This window comes from Pseudomonas sp. C2B4, assembly GCF_013359695.1.
In the GTDB taxonomy this organism is placed as follows: Bacteria; Pseudomonadota; Gammaproteobacteria; order Pseudomonadales; family Pseudomonadaceae; genus Aquipseudomonas.
On the sequence record NZ_JABFMU010000004.1, the window covers coordinates 80,722 to 99,569 of the forward strand.

Here is an 18,848-nt window from a genome sequence, read left to right on the forward strand (position 1 = left end):
GAACACTAGCGCGTTATTGGATTTATGTTTCAAGGCCGCGCAGCATGCACAGTTGCAGCCGAGCAATTGCGCGGGAGTTTTTTCAATAAGCGCCTGAGAGCAATTCGCCGAATCCATCAACTCGTGTGGGTAAGCCAAGTTTTCGAAGCATCATGTACGTCGTAGCCACTGAGGAGGACAGCACCGGGATCCCCTCCCTGTCCTCGATTAGTTGGATCGATTGCAATGACGGCATCTGAACACAAGCCGAAGCAACTATGGCGTCGACGCCTGTTGTTTTCAGCTTCTTGGTAATCTCTACGGGTGCGAGAGGGGAACGATTGGCGACCTCCAGATTGTCAGGAATCTCCAAAGAGATACTGTCGACAACCTCTATACCTTCGTTCTCGATGTAATCGATCACCAACTGAGTCAAAGGCTTCATATAGGGTGTCAAAATCGAGACTTTCTTGGCACCAAGGGCTTTGATTCCTTCTACCAGCGCACCCGCACTTGTAACCACCGGTGCTGCGCCACCATTTTCGACTGTTCGATGGTGGAGGCGTTGTTCAGAGGTACGGTGATAGCCCAAACCCATACTCATGATCGCTACAAGACAGGCATACCCCAAGACATCAACACGTGCGTCCGAGAGTTCTAGAGCACAGCGGTCGCTGTCAGCATCCATGAGTCTAAGCTCTTCAGCCGTAACATGTTTCATGCGCATCCGGCTGGAGTGGAAGGTGAAGCGTTCAGGGTAAACGAGCTCCCGCGACCGCAGCATCTGAGGAATCTCGGTTTCCATCGTCGTATTAGAACTCGGCACGATTTGGCCGATGCGGATGATCTTACTGACGTCCACGGTCATCACTCCTCGTTGATCACAGTTGCTGTGGCGCTTTCCAGCGGAGGTTCGGGGGCCCGATCAGTGAACTGCACAGGCGTCAGCGCTTTGCGATTCACCTTGAGTTCAAAAATATCGAAACGGTTGTAGTGCCCAGTGATGTCATGCATCTGGCGAGGCTGAATGCACCGATTCAGATCAATATCTGCATAGGTGATACCGTCTCGATCAATGAGCGGTTCGCCAAGAACACGACCATCCGGGCCCAAAAAACCGGTGAAGGCGCTGTTTGATCGGGTCAGCAACTGACGGGCTTCCGGGTTAAGTGTTTCCATCTGCTCAATGATTTCTTCCGATACTGTCGAACACGACACCACCGTGAAAACCTTGCCCTCAAAGGAGTGAGCCGCAGCCCTTACCTTTATTGCCTCGGCCATGTCATAGTCCGGCGGAGCCACCGGGAGGGAGATGTAACTCGCAACATGGATCATCTCGCCTTGGGCAAGCAGCGCGAAGCGCGCAAGCGTATTCGTGTTCTCTCCACATGCCAAAGCGCCCAACGGTCCAACACTGGTTTGATGCACCTTCAGTCCGGAGGCATCTCCCGGCGCCCACGTCATCTTCTCCGCCCATGTGGGAACCAATTTTCTGTGAACGCCAAGAATAGTGCCCTCATCAGAAATTGTTACCAGCGTGTTGTAGAGCGTGCCGACGCTGTGAGCAGCGCGTTCATTTACACCGATTACGACATTGATCTTGAACCGCGCCGCAGCGTTGGCTAGTTTGGTGATCTCTGGCCCAGGAATCTGAATCGAGGCCTTGACCAGTTTCTCAAACCAGTGACTACCCTGGATGGGGTTGGAAATCCAACTCCAATAGGGATAACCGGCAACAAATACCTCTGGGAAAGCAATCAACTTCGCGCCTTTATCCGACGCCTGTTTCATTAGGTCGATCGCTTTGTCGACGGTCGCCTCCGCGTTCAGAAAAATTGGCGACGCCTGGACAGCTGCCGCTCGGAACTTGTGAAGATCAAACATAGTGCACCTCCGATCTAGGATTAGCGGCCCTATTGGAATGAAGCATCAATGGTCGCGACCAGCTAAAGGGTCGTTGCCTACGGCTACGACTGGGTTCCGGAGATAGCCAATCCTTTCGATTTCCGCTTCGATAATGTCTCCAGGCCACACCCACTCTTGAGGGACTCGACCTGCCCCTACACCCTCCGGCGTTCCGGTTGCAATGATGTCACCCGGTTCGAGCGTGATGCCTTTGGATATGTCGGCGATAAGCGTTGCGACATCGAACAGCATGTGCTTGGTGTTGGAGCTTTGCTTGGTGACGCCGTTTACCTTGAGGCTCAGATTGAGCGACTGCGGATTGTCGATCTCATCCGCCGTCACGATCACAGGGCCAAAAGGTGCGTAGGTATCTTGCCCCTTCGAGTAGATCCACTGTCCTGCGCGACGACAGTCGCGGGCGCTCATGTCAATCATCAGGCTGTAGCCGAATACGTACTGAAGTGCATCTTTTGAATGAATTCGCTTTGCTGCTGTGCCGATTACCACAGCCAGCTCAACCTCCCAGTCCAACTGCCGCGTGATCGCAGCATCGTGTTCAATCGCATCACCAGGGCCGATCACCGTAGTAGGCGGCTTTGAAAAAATCACTGGCTCCTTGGGCAACTCCTTCGACGTGTCGAGGGATTTACTGGACTCAGCCACGTGCTCGATATAGTTCAAGCCAATACCGAAAATGTTCTTTCGCGGCCGGGGAATAGGCGCAAGGATCTTCACGTTGGATACCGGATAGCTCACGCCAACCGGCAGGTTGTTCTGGTATTGGCTGAGCAGATTGCTCGCTGCCTGCACTGCGGGCCGACCCAGATCAATAAACTCCAGCATCGAAGAAGGAAGCTCCAACCCTTCGTGTTTCGCCAAGGCTTGAAGATCAATAACCCGACTTTCAATCAGTGCACCCAGTTTCGCGGATGCGCTAACGTCAGTTCTAAATGTAACCAATCGCATATGTCACCTCTTAAAGACTAATCGGGTATCACAACAGGGGTTGATGGCCATCGTTTTCAAGAAGTCCTTCTTCTCGGTAAAGGCCTAGACTTGTGATGACGGGAAGGTCGCTGAAGCAAAACAGGCAGGCGTCATCGTTCTGGCTCAAGTTGACGTGCTCGTGCCAGGCCCAGGAGGGGACACAAAAGATGTCCCGTTCTTGCCAGTCAAAACGTTGTCCATTGATGATCGAGTAGCCATTACCCTTGGCTACTTGATAGAGGAAGCTGCCGGTATGACGATGCGCTTTTCCTATGAAGCCGGCTCTGAGAAGCTGCATACTTGCGCCAATGGTGGGCATAACATGGCCACCAGTGACTGGATTGGTGTAGTGCATCAATGAGTCATCGTAAACACTACCCGGGCCCGTTTGCGAGAACCGCTTTAGCGCAGCATACGTCGGCTCCCACTCGTACTTGAAAAGCGGAGAGTACGGCTTTGTCCAACCGATATTATCGGGTCTCAGGCTGGCTGCGCCCCAGATGGAAGACGAGTCATTGACCGCGAAACCCACCGCTTGTGCCAAATCGGGATGCACTTCGTAAAAGCCGGCTTCGAGTGCGTTCACCAAAGGGATGTCAAGCCCGTCTTGCCAGATACAGACTTTTCCGTCCGATTCCACGCCGTGTTCATGCCAAGTGCCATTTGGGGTGAGGACGAAGTCATTCGCACCCAAGGTCATCTTATGGCCATCGACGATTGTGTAAGCACCGCTGCCTTCCATGATAAAACGCAGCGCCGATGCGGAGTGCCTGTGGGCGGATGCTGCCTCACCAGGATGCATGACCTGAAGGCCTGCATAGAGCCAACCTACGGCAGCAGAGACATGCTGCCTGCCTGGATTATTGAGATAGATGACCCGGCGTCCAGCCTTTTCCGGAGTAACGAGGTCCACTGATCGCAATACATGCGGGCGCAGATCCCGGTACTTCCAAAGGACCGGAACTGACTCCGACCGCGGCTGCCACGGCTCGATCTTGTTGGCGACGGTCCAAAGTGCTCCTGCCTTTAAAGTTTCTAACTCTTGATAATAAGCAACTAGCTCTGGAGTTACATCGACGTCCGCGCGACCGGCTGTGCTTTCACGATACTGTCCGTAATCAATTTTTTCCATTGTTTCCTCCGTTTGCCTACTGTTGTAAGTTGATAGGAATCGGCCCAGTCAACAAAATATTGGCGGCAGAAAGCCAGAGCCCCATAATCAGAGCTACGCAGCTAGAAGTTAAAACAATAAATTATTACGTGAAGTCGCGGCGCTGCTTATGTTCGGGCTTATCCCACGCGCGGGTCTCCATAATCAACTTTATCTCTGAAATGAGATCAAGCACATCAACTTCATTATTGTAAAGAGGGGCAAAACCAAAGCGCATGTAGTCGGGCATTCGGAAATCCCCGACATAACCACGCAAGGCTAGCTCTTGCATTACGCCATAACCCTGTGCGTGTCGCAGCGATACATGACTGCCGCGCTTGGACGGGTCTCGTGGAGAGGCGACATGAAAACCAAACTCAGCGAGCTGGCTATCAACGCTTTCAATGAAGAGGTCCGTCAAATCCAAGCTGCGTGCTCGGAGCTCCTGAATATCAACTCCGTCGAACTCATCGAGCGCGGTCGACAACGCCGAGAGGCCGATCACTGGATTAGTGCCGCAAAGGAAGCGTGCTACACCTTCGGCTGGCTTATAGTCCGTGCTAAAGTCAAATGGTCGTGCATGACCAAACCAACCGGCCAACGGCTGCTCACAATCGTTCAGATGCCGAGCTGCAGCATAGACATAGGCTGGTGCGCCGGGACCTCCATTTAGATATTTGTAACCACAACCTACAGCAAAATCGACATTGTCCCCTTCCAGATCACATGGGACCCCGCCTGCGGTGTGCGACAGATCCCACACGATCAGAGCGCCTACGTCATGCGCTTTAAGGGTGTATTCCGCCATGTCGTAGATCTCAGCGCTGCGGTAATCGACATGCGTCAATACCACTGTCGAAACTTCTGGAGTCAACCGTGCAAGGATCTCAGCCGCAGGCACCGCAACTACCACCAGATCGAACAACTTGGCAACCTGATAGACAATGTAAAGATCTGTCGGGAAAGCGTCCGAGTCCGTGACGATGATCTTGCGATCAGGACGAAGCCGAACAGCACTGACTAGAACTTTGAACAGATTCACCGAGGTCGAGTCGCAAGCAACGACCTGAGCAGGATTCGCCCCGATAAGACGGGCTATTTTCCGTCCTGCAGTCTGTGGTAATAGGCGCCAGTCCGCTTCGTGCCAGGAGCGGATAAGACCTTCAGCCCATTGGCTGCCAACCACTTGATTTACACATGGGGAAACCGCCTTGGGCATCAAACCCAGCGAGTTGCCATCAAAATATCGAACGCCTTCCGGAATATGAAAGCGCTCGCGTGTGGTTTCAAACTTATTCATACCTGCTCCGCTCTGAAATGACGCACTCATGCGCCCAACACCGTTCGAATCGACCACAGCTCCGGGAAGAATCGATGTTCAACGACGTGTTTCAACCAACCCACACCGGCGGAACCACCAGTGCCCGGTTTGAAACCAAGGATGCGCTCCACGGAGGTGAAATGCCTCCAGCGGTATTGCGAGAACAGATCAGCAAACTCAATTAGACTCTCGCCTAGAGCGTAAAGTTTGTTCTCGGGATAGGGTTCTCCGTAGACCTGCAGCCAGGCCTTCTCAACCCCTTCACTAAGTGTGTAAGTCTCACTCCAATTCCGAGCCAGCGCGCTATCCGGGACATCGATACCTTGCCGCTTCATGAGCGCCAAAACGTCGTCGTACAAGCTCGGCTCGTTCAATGCCTTGAACAACTGTGGGTAGACGTCAGGATTATTCTCATGTGCTTTGGCCAGCGTGACTGACTTATTACCAAGAATAAATTCGACATGTCGATACATGTAAGACTGTTGCCCTGACGAAACCCCCAAACAGTCACGAAAGTCATTAAAGCCTTCGGTTGTGATGGTTGAGAGGACGTCCCATGACTTGATCAAGTACTCAAATAGCTTTTTGATTCGAGGAGCCAGCTCCAAAGCACCTTCAATATCGTCTTGCTTGATCCGCTGTTGCATATTGTAGGTTTCATAGTGAATCGCCTTGAAAATCAGTTCTTTGGTTTGAGTCATAATGATGAAAACCATCTCATCATGACCCTCGCTACGCATGTTTTGCAGACTCAATAGGAGATCGTTACGGTGGTAGTCAATGTAGGGATTGCTTTTCCCACCGAATGCGATCAATGGCTGACCATCAGTGGATTTGACGGTTTCGTTGCGCGAGTCGTTTGTCGAGATGCTTACATCACGAACCAGATTGAGCTCCAGTTCCGGATTACGAATCTCGGGTATTATACGTTTCCGTTTTATATTCATTTCAATTACACCTAATCAATGTGTCTTTATGTAGCTTGCTTTCTGGCTTGTTAAACTCGAACAAAATATCGAAGTGATCCACACCCACTACTTCATAACAGTCCGCCGGTATCTCGTGCTGTCGAAGAAACTCGGCGTAACGAACACTTTGATCTTTGAAGGCTTGGGTTTCATACTCGCCATAACACACTGTCACAGGGAACGGTGTAACGGCTTCATTCAACAACGGGCTGATGGCCGAGGCCGACGATTCATTCAGAAATAGCGGCGCATTGATGTACGTATCTACCAGTGGACGCAGATCATACACACCGGATACAAGTATGCCGGAGGTGACGGGACATGTAGCTGCACCTACCGAGCACCAGTCGAAACTCATCATCATCGCGCACAGGTGTGCACCAGCAGAGCTTCCGGCAATAACCAGAGTTCGTTCTGGTTGCAAAAGATGAAGTTGGTAAATGGCGGCTGCGCATTGCTTTACCATATGCGCCACCGACGCGTGGGGAGCTAGGGTGTAATTCACCGCAGCGTATGACCACCCGTTTTGCATGAAAGCACCGGCCATGAAGCATGACTCGAATGCGGATAGCTCCTGCCAGTAGCCTCCATGGATGAAGACCAGCAGCGCATTCGCTTTATCCTGTACAGGTTCGAACAGCAACGCGTACTCTTCTGGATCAGTACCGTACGCCACCTGCCGGCTGGGATAATCCCGCAGAGCTTGCGCACTTTCAGAGGCATACCTCTTAATGGTCTGCTCGTAGCCCCTGGCTGCAGTGCTTGGGGAATAAGCCTGCTCGAGGTCGCTTAATTTCTTGTTCATGTCGCCTCCCTTGTTTAAGTTCAGTCTATGTCCGTTACATAGAACTTTTATTCCTATTTCTGCCAACATCCAACCATCCAGTGAAATGGTTTTGCGCCAGATGAGGTCATTGTGTAAATTCGTTTCTAAAGCAGCCTTGCGCCGCACATGAACAAGGAATACGCCCATGACAGAGACATTATCTTCGCTGGACCTCAACATTCTGGACTGCCTGCAGGAGGATCCCAGGATGTCGATGACAACGCTCGCTGAGCGTATGAACAGCTCGGTGTCACCGTGTTGGCGTCGGGTTAAAAGAATGGAGGAGCTTGGCGTGATTCGCGGCTACAGCCTGCAACTCGATCGCAAAGCGCTTGGCCTAGGCATCGAGGCGTATGTATTTGTGAATATCACCTCGCACCTTGAAAAGGATGCGGCTGAGTTTGAACGCTCGATTCAGGATATCGACGAGATTTTGGAGTGCTACATCCTTTCAGGAAAGGAAGACTATCTGCTCAAAATTGTCGCCACCGATCTGGATGGATTTGCAACGTTCAGCCGGAAGGTATTGGCTGGGTTGCCTCACGTGGAAGAGGTAAGAAGTGGGTTTGTCATGCACAAGATAAAGCAGAGCAATAAGCTGCCGTTGCCCCGCAATCCGTAACGGTCAAGCTGAGGAAGGAGCGTCCCAGTGATTCCTCCCTTGGCAGCACCGGGGCATCTTCAGTACGAGCGGCAACTCATTAAAAAATTTGTCGGGGCATACCCACTTGGTCTCGGCCTCGCCGCTGCGCTCGGTGGGCGACTTGAGCGCCGGCAGTTTGCGCCAATCCTGTTGCTTCATCTTCCCGTCGAATTCAGCGAGCAGATAAACATCGATGCCAGCGATGACTGACTGAATCTTTTCCGATCTTCGGGGGGGTTATCCATGAACATCCGAGGGACCACAAAGGCCGTGTTGGTCCTGGCGACAAAGACTATATTCATGCCCTTACCCCTATTCCACTGAGCAATCATGGCCGTCCAGACGGTCACCCAGCCGGGACAAATGGGGCACTTGGCAGGTGACGTGCCGGCGCTCTTCATCTTGACGGTTGCCTTGGCCATCTTGACGCCCCGCTCGCAATTGGGCGCTCGGCCCCGGACACACAATGGGGCCTAAGAGCAGGTTTGACTGTCAGGATCGGGCCAAAATCGCGTTTCTACGCAATTATTTGGTCTGTTGATCAACCAAGCGCCGACAGATTTCACGTAGCAACGCAGTCTTCAAGACGGTGCCCGGTTTTTTTTCACAGCCTAAGGCGTTTTCTGGCTGCCACGACTGACCGGTTTGGAAACAGCCCTTCGCGACAGGCAAAAAACGGCCGATTCTGTTGAAAAAGTCGGTCTGCCCAAACTGCCTGATCATTGACTGGTGAAAACGCCTTTTTTGCACGCTGCTACGTGAAATCCGAGTCCGGAAGCCTCTGCCAACAGTAAAGATTTCAATCTCGGACGCGTACTTTTCTGATGCGCAAACTATGGCCGACTTTTTCAACAGAATCGGCCAAAAGCGGTCAATCGAAGACCTACGAAAGTGGGACGATTCAAGAAGCGTCAGCTATACATCTAGGTTCCGTAGCTGCAGGTGAATCCACTTTTGATTGCACTGGAAGGACGGATATGGAAGGTAGAAGATAGAAGATAGAAGATCGAGGACGCACAGGGATGGACAAAATGGAGCCAATGTTTACGCAATCGCAATTGGAGGCCATCGCAGCGGCGCTTGGCCATACCGAAGAGGGTTTGACAGGTCCCGAGATCGGTATGCTTCTCCCCTTGGCTAGAATGGTCGACCCGGGTGCTATCACTAAACGTACCCGTATCTACAATGCATTTGTTGAGAGCCAGAATTCGCGGCGCGATCGGCGTGCGGTTTTAAAATTCATCCGGGTCGCCATGAAGCCTGAGCGGTATCTTAGGCATTCCGAACGTTTCGAGCCCCTTCGGACCAACCTGAACCGTGCGTTACTGTTTTCTGGGCTATTCGTTGCAGCCTCTGGAGAAATTGAAACTATTAAGGCTGCTGAAACTTTAGGTGACGCTTTTCGGCGGGCTAATGAACTACGTGAAGATATGCTCAGCCGTGAAGTACATGAAGATATCCTTAAGTTTTGCCGCGCAGAGCTTCTTGCAGATGACTATTTTCACGTTGTTCTCGAAGCGATGAAAAGCATAGCTTCGAAGCTACAGGCTCGCACTGGACTAATAGACGACGGAGCTGTTCTGGTTGATCGTGCATTGGGTGGAACTCCTCCTATGCTCGCCATCAATGCGCTTTCGACGGAGAGTGAAAAGGGTGAGCAAAGGGGGTTTGCCAATTTGGTGAAAGGGACGTTTGGTATGTTCCGTAACCCCACCGCTCATGCTGCAAGAATTCATTGGCCGATCGGGAAGAAAGATGCAGAAGACTTGCTGACACTCGCGTCGATGATTCATCGAAAAATTGATGCCTCAACGATGCCGTCCAGGCTTAATGCAGACCAGCCATAGCGGTTTCAATGTAAACTTATGCACTTAAGTACAAAAAAGGCTTGTAAATAAGCGTTGCCGGGCTAGCCCTACTCACGTTCTGTTATTGGCAGGCCCGAATCAGTCGCACCAGGTTCGAATCAACCGAAATCCGAACGAGACTATATTACTCCGCTCTTATCCAGATACCTTTTTAATTCTGAAACTCTAATAAACGAGTTCTTACCTGCAGGATTACCAGCAGCACCTTGAGCTGCAATCCCAACAACGTGATAGCTTGTATTTATAACAGGTCCACCACTATTGCCAGAATACAAAGTCTTATCAACCTCACTATGCATCACACCACTTAATGGATACTTGTTAGTAAGCCTACACTTCAAAACTCCGACATCGTTACTGCCTTCCTTGAAATTCGGGAAGCCTAGAACCGCTACACGATCACCTATATTTGGCTCTTTGATATCCTCCAGCGAGAACGCTTCTAGACCAGCGGGAGGGTCTACGATTTTCAGCACCGCAATATCAAGGTCTTTATTACGAATGATGACCTTTGCCTCGTAAATGTTTTCGTCTCCTATCCTTCTGATCAAGCACTCATTAACTTCAATCCTTTCGCCATCATTAAAATTCTCAGCAAGCACGTGTTCGCAAGTTACCAGCAAACGACCACCGATCATGAACGCGCTGCCTTGGCTATTGACAAGCTTGCCGTTTATCTCCTCATTAATTTCAATAACCCAACATTTATCCTTTATGAATTTTCCGATTTTAAAATTATCGGAGTCTTCCGGGGTAGCTATCGGGGTATTAGGAACCTTGGAGTTGATCGGTAGCATGTTGTATCTTTGAGCAAGCCTTCTGTAGACCTCCGACTCCTCACCAACTACTTGTTTTATGTAAAGTAATCGCCCTTGTAGGTGCGTCTCAATATTTGCAGCCGAGTTGGGGTTTTTTTCTTTAAAAATCAAGGTAGAAACGTCTAAGCCAAACTTTTCTACTGAGTGTACCAAGGCTGCAGTTTTTCTAATGTATGGTCGCGGCACATTCGGTTTTTGATTGGTCACGAGCCCAGTTACGAGTTGCCGCTCACGCCCCCCTTGCAACCTGACCTTGTCTTCGTTGATTTTAAATCCATGGGTTGCGATTACAGCGGCGAGTTCATGCCCAACCTTACTGCTGTAATGGTTTGGTTTGCCGTCAAACTCACACCACTCCACCAGCTGCCTAGGTACATACTGTATTGGGGTATAGAATGAAAATGTCATATCATCAGCATAGCGTGTATAAACTGCGCGATGACGCTTCGCCAACGAGTAAAGCTCTCTATCTAAACTTGCACATATCATGTTAGATATAACTGGAGAGCTTGGTGCGCCCTGTGGCAACAGACCGTCTACAGTCGTTAAATGGGCAATTACTGATGCGGTCTCTGGGGACAGCGAATAGGGCTTCGCCATTAACATACCCCGAACTCGCCTAAAAGTGATCGTTCCGAAAAAATTTTCTAAATCGATATTGAAGACGAATTTTTTTCTACAATGAGGCCGGGCGTTAGCAACAATAGACTGTCCAACTAGAAATGCTTTTACTGGAGCCCTTGGCTTATAGAGTTTAGAAAGCAAGGCGGCTATCCGCCCTTGGATAGTTTTAAGCTTGTCGGTCGGTGCCAATATTCTGCGTTTTCCGCCACTTTTCTTCGAGATTTCAAAGGCAAGATAATGCCGCTTCATTTCTCCCCGGTAGTAAAGATGCTTGATTTTTCCGTAGTCCGTCCCAAGAAGTGTTGCCAGATCTTCAGGTGCGGTGTACGGATTGAGGGTCGTGAAGTTTAGGAAAAAACCTCCATTCATATTTCACCCTATTCCTTTAAAGATAATTCCCCAGAGTCGCAAAGGGATGTTGCTTGTAGCATTTTTGAGCCGGGTCGCATTTGAACAACCCTATTTAATACCCGAATGGAGGCCGAATGAGCCTACTTCACCTTCCCCGGGATCGCAAGAGCAATTAGCCAGCATACCGAACCCCCCCGACTTCGCAGTCAATTTCAGTGAATCGATCGTGTAACGTAGGCAGCGTTGCCAGCAGCTAATGGAGGGCCGCTGCCGGTCACGAAAGGCAGCTATTGGCCGATTTCTGCCTGTCGCGACCGGTTGAGTCCACAACCCAAAGCAGACATTTCAGCTTCTTGATCAGCAGGCAGTCTCCCATCAATCCTAAAATCGAGACGGCGGTTCATTTCCAGCTTTGATTTGTGAAAAGACATGGTCTGGATCTGCCTGGCACCAATATCTGAACAGAAGGCGAGGTTCGGAATCCCCAAAATACTGACTCAGGATGATCTCGGCGGGGATTACCAACTTAGGTTCTGCCCATTGCTGCGCTAAAACACCTATCTGTTTGCCAGACGAACAAATAATCCACGTCGCCTTACCGCCACTGATGCCAGGCAGGTAGCCCATGCCTTGTATCGCTTCGAACGAAGTGCGCAGTGTCCCAGCTGGATCAAGCCTGATCGATGTCCTATGACTTTCTAGATCATCCCCTGCATGCACGCTGTCTCGGTCGATTCCAATGACCAATATGAATGCTCCTTGTTAGCGTTGTACGGTTACTAGATTGACCAGCGTAGGGATTGCAGCGACGTTCTGTCTACAGTCCGTTTCTGGGCGGTCATGTTGAGCGTAGGGTTAGGCATCGCCTTTCTCCGAGGAGAACTTTTCGTTCAATTCAGTCAAGCAGTTGACCAAATCACCATGAAGATGGTCTGCCGACACTTGCAGGGACTCTTTCCTAAAATCTCCGGCGTCGCCATAGCGCAGCATGTGGCGCTTGTAATAAGAATTGAGTGACTTCAGTTCCTTTGATGATTGACTCGACAAGAATGGCCTACCAGCGTTTCGATCAATCTCAGCAACAAGAACTTCCAGATCATGACCGAAATGCGTTCTTAGGATTGGCTCGTACTCCTCATAGTCATGGGCTAACAGCAACGCTTTCCCAATGCACTCAAGTCCTTGGCACAACAAATGTAGATAGACGAACCTGTGTCCTTCGTATGCTTTGACCAAGCCGCCTGCCATGACAAAACTGCGGCCTTTTTCGTACATGGGAACGGTGATACGCACGCGAGCCTCCTTTGCGATGCCTAACGCCTACAACACCGGAAAAACGGAGCGTAGCGTAGTTTTTTCGAGTGCTTGTAATTGTTAGGTTGTCGATGCTTTGAGTTTAATCTTCAATCCTGCCCGTGTAATATATTTTTCTCGATAGATTTCGCAATCTCAGCATCGAACTCTTCCTTGCTCATGTTATAAACACCTATACTTTCTGGGGCATACCTTTCGGGCCATACAAACGCGCCATTTTCATCAAGATGAGTTGCTGAATTAATTATCTCGTAATCTATTAGGCCAAATTCACGCTTGGCATTAATTCTTGCAATGACACAGCTTACATTATGAAAGCATTTATCCGATGGCTCAGATTTAATTCCAAGATTAAAGCCGCCACGATCCTTTACGCTCGGAAATGCTATTCCGTGCGCATGATTTTTGGAAAGTATGGCTTGAGATAGCGCTCGACTGTATCGATAGTTGTTGGAGCAAGCATTTTCATCTCTCAAAACATGAGCAAAAAATCTATCTATGTAAATTTTTTTAATTGCGTCCTTTCGAGGTAATCCATTTAACATTTTTAATATGGTTCTGTCCGGATCTTTTCCAACGAAATGCATGTATCCGTTCTTTTGCACATTTGAATACTCACCAATAACTGCAATTATCAGGGGGGATTCATTCTTTACTTTAAAGCCTGCCAATTGAACAAGCTGACCGTCATCCGGATCGACTTCAGCCAAAGCCGTTTCTATATCCGCAGATATGTAAAAGAATGGAGTTCCCTTATCATTAAGCCTGCCAACATTCACAATTTCAGCAGGTGGATAATCAAGGTCATCCACATTGGGGTAAATGCCATCGTTGATTTTTCTCGCCCGCCAGAAAGTGCTGCCTCGCCCAAGCTCTATTGATAAAATTTCGTATTCGTTAAATAGAGGTTCAATTGAGTAGTAGAACTCTGCTTCAGAATCGCTTTTCATCGCATTAGAGAACAGTTTTTCGCATTCTTCTATATTCATAGCTATCTATGAGCCTAACAGTGATTAGACCGAATTCGGCGATAACGAAATAGTAGAGAATTCTAGATAACTCCACGCTACCAATTTCGACTTTTTTTCAAAAGTCCATATAAATCATAGACCTACATTTTGCGCCAATCCCCTCAGCTGTAATCGCGCGACTTCTGCTTTTTGTCGCCAATACCACTAGCCGAAGATAGACCACGATCATTAGGTGGTCGAGGAAACTGAGTGTAACCCTTGGCTTTGGGAGGCCGCTTTGGCCGATTACTGTCGGTCGCCCATGCACCGGCGTAGGATATGGGCTCAGTTCATCGGCCGAAAGTGGAGTGAGTACCAATGAGTGATTCTGTGCAGACGACTGTGAAATGTCAGGACCCAGGCGATGGCAGCGGGGATGTGATTATTGATCTCCCCTCGGACGTCCTTGCCGCAATGAATATCGGTCTCGGTGATTTATTGACCATCGAGCTGGTTGATGGATCGATATTGCTAAAGCCAATCCGCGACGCTGACACAAAATCCTAAGGCTAGAGTCGACCCATTGCAGCCGGTCAGCAGCGGCAGAGTTCACCAAAAGCAGTCATTCCGATGCGTCTACGAAATTAGTGGCGATTCAGTTCAAGCCTTCTCTATGGCGGAAGGTCTCCGATACAAAGTCGATGAAGGCAACCGCGGAAGCTACAGCAAGCCGAGCATGCCGCGGCTGAAGTCCGCGATGTTGACCGTCTCTCCCATGTCCTGTGCCGTATAGTCCACGCAACTGAGCAAGGTTGTTCGTGAGTTGGGTAAGATTCCGAAGAATCAAACGAATGTTATCCGCCCCCTTCGTAGCATCCGTAATGCCCTCTGGGACGAGCTGCAGCTCCTTCGCGACTTTCTTTGTGAGATCGCCGAGATCCTCGGATTTGGTAAATGGAATAGCCCGCTTTGTCAGAATGGATTTGCAGCATGTTTCAATGAGCTCTTTTGCTGTACCAATCGCTAAGGCAGGGTCTCGATCAATAGAATGTTCCAGGCGCTCGATTTCCTTCGCCATCCAGCCTGCGTCGAGGGCCTCTGCGACGGTCTTAGCTCTTAGAACGGCTCGGGACGAGCTGCTGCGCTGCCGGAAGGAAAAGCGTGGTCGACCGGCAATGCGCTCCTCTTCATAGATCTCCCAACCAGCAGATCGAAGCTGATCGTTGAAATGGAGCACTAATTTAAGTGCCTCATCGCGATCGGGACGGACAATTGGATGCACGACCTCACAGAGAAAACGTAGGAACTGTTCCACCGGGCCGTCAATCAGCTGAAAGCGAGAATCTGTGTAGACCCAGTCATTTTCCCAATCATCATTGTTATAACGATGCTGCCAGATATCACCTGCTGCATCCTTGAACCTACTGTCTGTGGACGGAAGTTGCTGAAGGTCGAACAGACGACTCAAGAACTCGACGTCGTCGAGCTGACCATACCAAGCCACATCTTCCAAACGTAGGCCATCCAAGATGTTAACGCGGACTTGCCGGGGGAGATCTGATGAGTCAGATCGCCAGTCAGTACGCTGTTCTCTTGCCGGCACGATTTTGGCTGAGTACCAATCCTGTGTTTCAGGCTCAATAGCAGTCCTCAGTCGAGCTGTAATTTGCTCTTCTAATTGGCTGCGTTTCGCTCCTAGCCGGGCGTAATCCTGAGCGGGCAGCTTGAACTGCACATCACAGATGTTTGTACCACCATTCCAATTGTCGTAACCCGTCTGCTCAATATGCGCCGGATACTCGCGTACGATGGCAGCCGCTTCGCTCATGCCCTCTGCACGTAGGAGCGCGTGGACCGTTGCAAGTATCTGTTCTGTCTGTTCCATCGTACCTGCTCCTATCCTTGCTGGTGATTGCGAATCTATGTACCCAAGCATAGCGATGTCCGCGCTAGGCCAAAAGCAGACGTATTTGCGCTAGGCACTGCAGCCCGATATGAGGTTCAGAGGTGCCCGCGCAACTAGGCGCGATTCTGGATCAGCACGGATGAAAAACAGTAAACCCTGCTTGATCGAGTCAGGTCTAGGCACCTTTGGGTAATACTCTCCGATCCGATGCCATGTCCTCGTTGAAGCCATCTGGCACAGGCTTGAAACCTGAGGCTGGCGAGCGGTGGCTGGACTGGAACTGGCGGAGGCTCAGTACGTCGATTTCTCCTGTAATGCAGTAGTCGTGGTTACCTCCCTTGACTCGTAATATGTCGCGCTTCCAGCGCTCCTTGTAAGGTGCGCGGATACGGCTATCACCGAAGCGGCGGTTGTTGCATTGGATGATGTAAGCATGAATATCCAGGGCGGCAGACTCCACCAGTGCGTTGAATGTGTCGGTGTCGCTGTTCCACTCTGGAACAAACAGTGCGTCGACCTGACCGCGTAGAGCCGCACGATAACGAATATTGGTCAGCTCGCTGCAGATCATGATGGCAAAGCGGAAATCACCATGCTGGATTACCGGAGGCTTTTGCCACTGTTGCTCTTGAGTCGGCTGCATCTGCAGGCTTGCTAGGCGAAAGAGTTCTTGCTCCTCATGGAATGCTGGACGCTGTTTATCCTGGCGATAGAGCATCAGCGAAGGGAACCCAAGACCGTCGTGCGTTAGCGAAGCCCAAACCTGGTGGCGCACATACTTTCTCGGCGCGTGGAGGTACTCCACCCCGGTGATCAAAGATATGCCACGGCCCTTTAGCTTGTCGGCGATACGCATAAACCATTGGGGTGGTAGAGACACTTCCGGGAGGATCAAGTAACCAGCGCCGTCAGGCCGAGAGATAAGTTCGTTGATCAGGCGATTGATGCGTTGGTAACGGTGCAGGCCGTCCGGATCGGGCAACCCCATGATGGCGGCGGTAAAGCTTTCATCTTTGGTTTCCAAACTGGCCACAGCGATGGTCTGTTTGGCATTGGGTTTTCCGTCCGGGATATGCAAAACCTGCTTTTTGTCGAGGTGCGGCATCTTGTGCGCGGTCAGCTCAAAACCTCGCAGTGCTTGCACCACCAACCCCAGTGTTTGGCGGCTGGAGGCGGCAAAAGGAGTGGGAGCGATGAGGTAGAGCTCATTGAGGCTGAATGGGCGAGTGGCGAAGGTTAGTCCAGTTGGGGTGCCGCGTTTAAGCCTGAGCCAGTTCGCCAGTGTGGCTATGCCGTCGGTCATCTCGTCAGGCAATAGCTCTTCTGCGTCAAAAGTTGCGAGGTTTTTACGGAGTGGAATACCGCGCTGGCTGACCATTTCCTGAGGCAGGCCTGTAAAGCGCAAGGGGATATGGGCGAGATCGAAGCTGAACAGCCGAGCTTGAATCTTCTGTATGTGCTGGCTGGTGATGTTCGTTGGCCTGTCCAGGAAGTTATTCCAGATGACGAAGGCAAGGCTCTCCATATGGCCGGTCATTTGGTTCTTCCAGGCGGTAGTCCCCGATTTGCTTAGGCGGGGCGGAAACGCAGAGACGATGCTCTGCGCTGTCACTTCCCAGATGGATCGCTTCCATAAATGTCGGGCTTCGGCTGGCACGTTGGCAGCAGCCAGGCTTTTGATCGCCAGAGTGCAGTCGCTCTCTACTTTATTGATCAGGCCACCCAGTGCATTGATGATTTTGTCTAGGTATTCAAAATCTTCACAGGCGGTTGCCATGCGGATGATGCGTGGGAGGTATTGAGCCAGTTCGAAAAACTTAACTGGGGTGAGCAAATGCTCGATGACTGCGGCGAAAAAGGCATGGCGGTGTGCTTGCCAATCCTTTGGGGGGATATCGCGTTCGAAGGCTTCGTAGTTGCGAAGGCTAAGGGCAAAACCGGCGCGGTGCAGCGTCAGTGCATCAGTCTTTCGCAGATTGTCTGCTTGCTCTCCAGCAAGGTTGGTAGCTTTGAGCAAATCCGTAGCCACGGTGTTGGGCGAATTCGGCAGGTCGGGTAACGCGCGCCATTCGCTTGCACGTTGGTTGATCTGTTCGGAAATGGCGTTGACCAGAGCAGTACCTGCAGACCCTGCAAGGATGAACAGCTTGTTTTTGCTATTTTCAAAAGCGATGCGGTCTTCTTCGAGGTATCCAGGTTTGAACAGGATGCTGCCGTTATCTTTTTTGAGCAGGTCCTTGCCGCCGTCACGACTGAAGATCCACTCCCAAAACTGCTCAGTGGTTTTGATATCGCTGGCGTTTTCCATAACCAGCAGAATGTCGTCCACATAACGACCGTAATACAGTGGCACTACTTGTTGCTCGATGAACTGGTCGAGCCTGATTAGCGCCGCGTTTGCGACCACAGCAGACGCAGGCAAACCTACAGGTAAACCTTTTCGTAGTGGCGTTTCTTGTGCCCAGGCCAACAAGGCGGAAATGAACAGGCGGTTCAGTTTGGACTGCGATTCGCTCAGTTCAATTTTGGCTAATTTGAGGAAGCTATCGTCGACCATAAAGCCGGGGCTTAGCTCGTGATAGAAACTGCTTACATCGGCTGTGAGTGCCAATACTTTTTTCTTCTCGCTCAGGGCTGTGCGCATCGCCTTGATGCCACCGTCGCGCCATTCACGGAAGGGTCTGAGATAGGGCTTGAATGATCCAAGGGCCCACGTGTTGATCTCATCGTGCCGGTTGCGGCGTAGGCGGCTGCCAAAGACGTTGCTGCTGAGCTGCTTGTCGAAGAGATCGCCGACTTCCATCATCCATAGTGATGACAGCACGTGAAAGTCGATGCTGCAGCGGGCCATGAGGCGGAATACGGCAGTGGGATGGTTACCGACCTCAGTCGCGCTTAGCCACTCGGCTTCCGGTGAGGCAAAGATCAGACTTTGATCCTGCTTTCCTTTCACAATCTGGATTTCTTTTGGTGCCAGCGTCCAAGTGCCGAGAAATGCAGGGTCTTTCACCCAATCCTCGTTCATCGCTTCGATCTGATCTTTCAGGCGAGTGAGGTTTTTGCTCAGGTCGTCTTCATAGTTGGCAATGTCGAACAGCGACGGGTTGGTTGAGTAGTAGAGGTCAACCTTGGCCTTGCGATAGGCGAGGCCAAGGTCGTGCAGCGATAACGACATCTGGATGACGTCCATTTCTTAACCTTCGGCAATCCTGAGATATCCCGGATATTACCGAAAGCA

At 50.8% G+C, this 18,848-nt stretch carries 16 protein-coding genes and 1 pseudogene; 5 read left to right on the forward strand and 12 right to left on the reverse strand.

Features of this window, described 5'->3' with window-relative positions:
• Window positions 1–82: 82 nt before the first annotated feature.
• The 7 genes from HNQ83_RS04620 to HNQ83_RS04650 form a co-directional block, all read right to left on the reverse strand.
• Window positions 83–847, reverse strand: coding sequence for an Asp/Glu racemase (locus HNQ83_RS04620; protein WP_306154815.1), 765 nt, complete (start codon window positions 845–847; stop codon window positions 83–85).
• Window positions 847–1,863, reverse strand: coding sequence for a carbon-nitrogen hydrolase family protein (locus HNQ83_RS04625; RefSeq protein ID WP_175387893.1), 1,017 nt, complete (start codon window positions 1,861–1,863; stop codon window positions 847–849). The genes HNQ83_RS04620 and HNQ83_RS04625 overlap by 1 nt, the downstream gene beginning before the upstream one ends.
• 45 nt (window positions 1,864–1,908) lie before the next feature.
• Window positions 1,909–2,850, reverse strand: coding sequence for a fumarylacetoacetate hydrolase family protein (locus HNQ83_RS04630; RefSeq protein ID WP_175387894.1), 942 nt, complete (start codon window positions 2,848–2,850; stop codon window positions 1,909–1,911).
• Window positions 2,851–2,878: 28 nt separating this feature from the next.
• Window positions 2,879–4,003, reverse strand: coding sequence for a cupin domain-containing protein (locus HNQ83_RS04635; protein WP_175387895.1), 1,125 nt, complete (start codon window positions 4,001–4,003; stop codon window positions 2,879–2,881).
• Window positions 4,004–4,127: 124 nt separating this feature from the next.
• The gene (gene kynU, locus HNQ83_RS04640; protein WP_218585528.1) at window positions 4,128–5,321 is read right to left on the reverse strand and encodes a kynureninase; all 1,194 of its coding nucleotides are present in this window, start codon (window positions 5,319–5,321) and stop codon (window positions 4,128–4,130) included.
• Between the two features lie 26 nt (window positions 5,322–5,347).
• On the reverse strand, window positions 5,348–6,289 hold the full coding sequence (locus HNQ83_RS04645) for a tryptophan 2,3-dioxygenase (RefSeq protein ID WP_175387897.1): 942 nt from the start codon (window positions 6,287–6,289) through the stop codon (window positions 5,348–5,350).
• A gap of 1 nt (window position 6,290) precedes the next feature.
• On the reverse strand, window positions 6,291–7,115 hold the full coding sequence (locus tag HNQ83_RS04650) for an alpha/beta hydrolase (protein WP_175387898.1): 825 nt from the start codon (window positions 7,113–7,115) through the stop codon (window positions 6,291–6,293).
• Window positions 7,116–7,281: 166 nt separating this feature from the next.
• On the opposite strand from HNQ83_RS04650, the gene HNQ83_RS04655 reads away from it, so the two are divergent.
• The 4 genes and pseudogenes from HNQ83_RS04655 (at window position 7,282) to HNQ83_RS04665 (ending at window position 9,626) form a co-directional block, all read left to right on the forward strand.
• Window positions 7,282–7,758: an Lrp/AsnC family transcriptional regulator gene (locus HNQ83_RS04655; protein WP_175387899.1), complete on the forward strand. Its 477-nt coding sequence runs from the start codon at window positions 7,282–7,284 to the stop codon at window positions 7,756–7,758.
• A gap of 27 nt (window positions 7,759–7,785) precedes the next feature.
• Complete coding sequence (locus HNQ83_RS04660) at window positions 7,786–7,989, forward strand: hypothetical protein (RefSeq protein ID WP_175387900.1); 204 nt, start codon at window positions 7,786–7,788, stop codon at window positions 7,987–7,989.
• Window positions 7,990–8,106: 117 nt separating this feature from the next.
• Window positions 8,107–8,256, forward strand: a pseudogene (locus HNQ83_RS31555) (DUF6632 domain-containing protein); the annotation flags it as partial.
• A 545-nt stretch (window positions 8,257–8,801) separates the two neighbouring features.
• Window positions 8,802–9,626: a TIGR02391 family protein gene (locus HNQ83_RS04665; protein WP_175387901.1), complete on the forward strand. Its 825-nt coding sequence runs from the start codon at window positions 8,802–8,804 to the stop codon at window positions 9,624–9,626.
• 140 nt (window positions 9,627–9,766) lie between these two features.
• On the opposite strand, the gene HNQ83_RS04670 is transcribed toward HNQ83_RS04665, so the two are convergent.
• From HNQ83_RS04670 to HNQ83_RS04680, 3 genes are all read right to left on the reverse strand, one after another.
• The gene (locus HNQ83_RS04670) at window positions 9,767–11,458 is read right to left on the reverse strand and encodes a trypsin-like peptidase domain-containing protein (protein ID WP_175387902.1); all 1,692 of its coding nucleotides are present in this window, start codon (window positions 11,456–11,458) and stop codon (window positions 9,767–9,769) included.
• A gap of 837 nt (window positions 11,459–12,295) precedes the next feature.
• On the reverse strand, window positions 12,296–12,733 hold the full coding sequence (locus HNQ83_RS04675; protein ID WP_175387903.1) for a hypothetical protein: 438 nt from the start codon (window positions 12,731–12,733) through the stop codon (window positions 12,296–12,298).
• 110 nt (window positions 12,734–12,843) lie between these two features.
• Complete coding sequence (locus HNQ83_RS04680; protein ID WP_175387904.1) at window positions 12,844–13,743, reverse strand: RES family NAD+ phosphorylase; 900 nt, start codon at window positions 13,741–13,743, stop codon at window positions 12,844–12,846.
• Between the two features lie 339 nt (window positions 13,744–14,082).
• On the opposite strand from HNQ83_RS04680, the gene HNQ83_RS04685 reads away from it, so the two are divergent.
• Complete coding sequence (locus tag HNQ83_RS04685) at window positions 14,083–14,271, forward strand: AbrB/MazE/SpoVT family DNA-binding domain-containing protein (RefSeq protein WP_175387905.1); 189 nt, start codon at window positions 14,083–14,085, stop codon at window positions 14,269–14,271.
• Between the two features lie 88 nt (window positions 14,272–14,359).
• On the opposite strand, the gene HNQ83_RS04690 is transcribed toward HNQ83_RS04685, so the two are convergent.
• Window positions 14,360–15,589: an abortive infection family protein gene (locus tag HNQ83_RS04690; protein ID WP_175387906.1), complete on the reverse strand. Its 1,230-nt coding sequence runs from the start codon at window positions 15,587–15,589 to the stop codon at window positions 14,360–14,362.
• A gap of 196 nt (window positions 15,590–15,785) precedes the next feature.
• Entirely contained in the window at window positions 15,786–18,800 is a 3,015-nt protein-coding gene (locus HNQ83_RS04695; protein WP_218585529.1) for an RNA-directed DNA polymerase, read from the reverse strand.
• Window positions 18,801–18,848 lie beyond the last annotated feature (48 nt).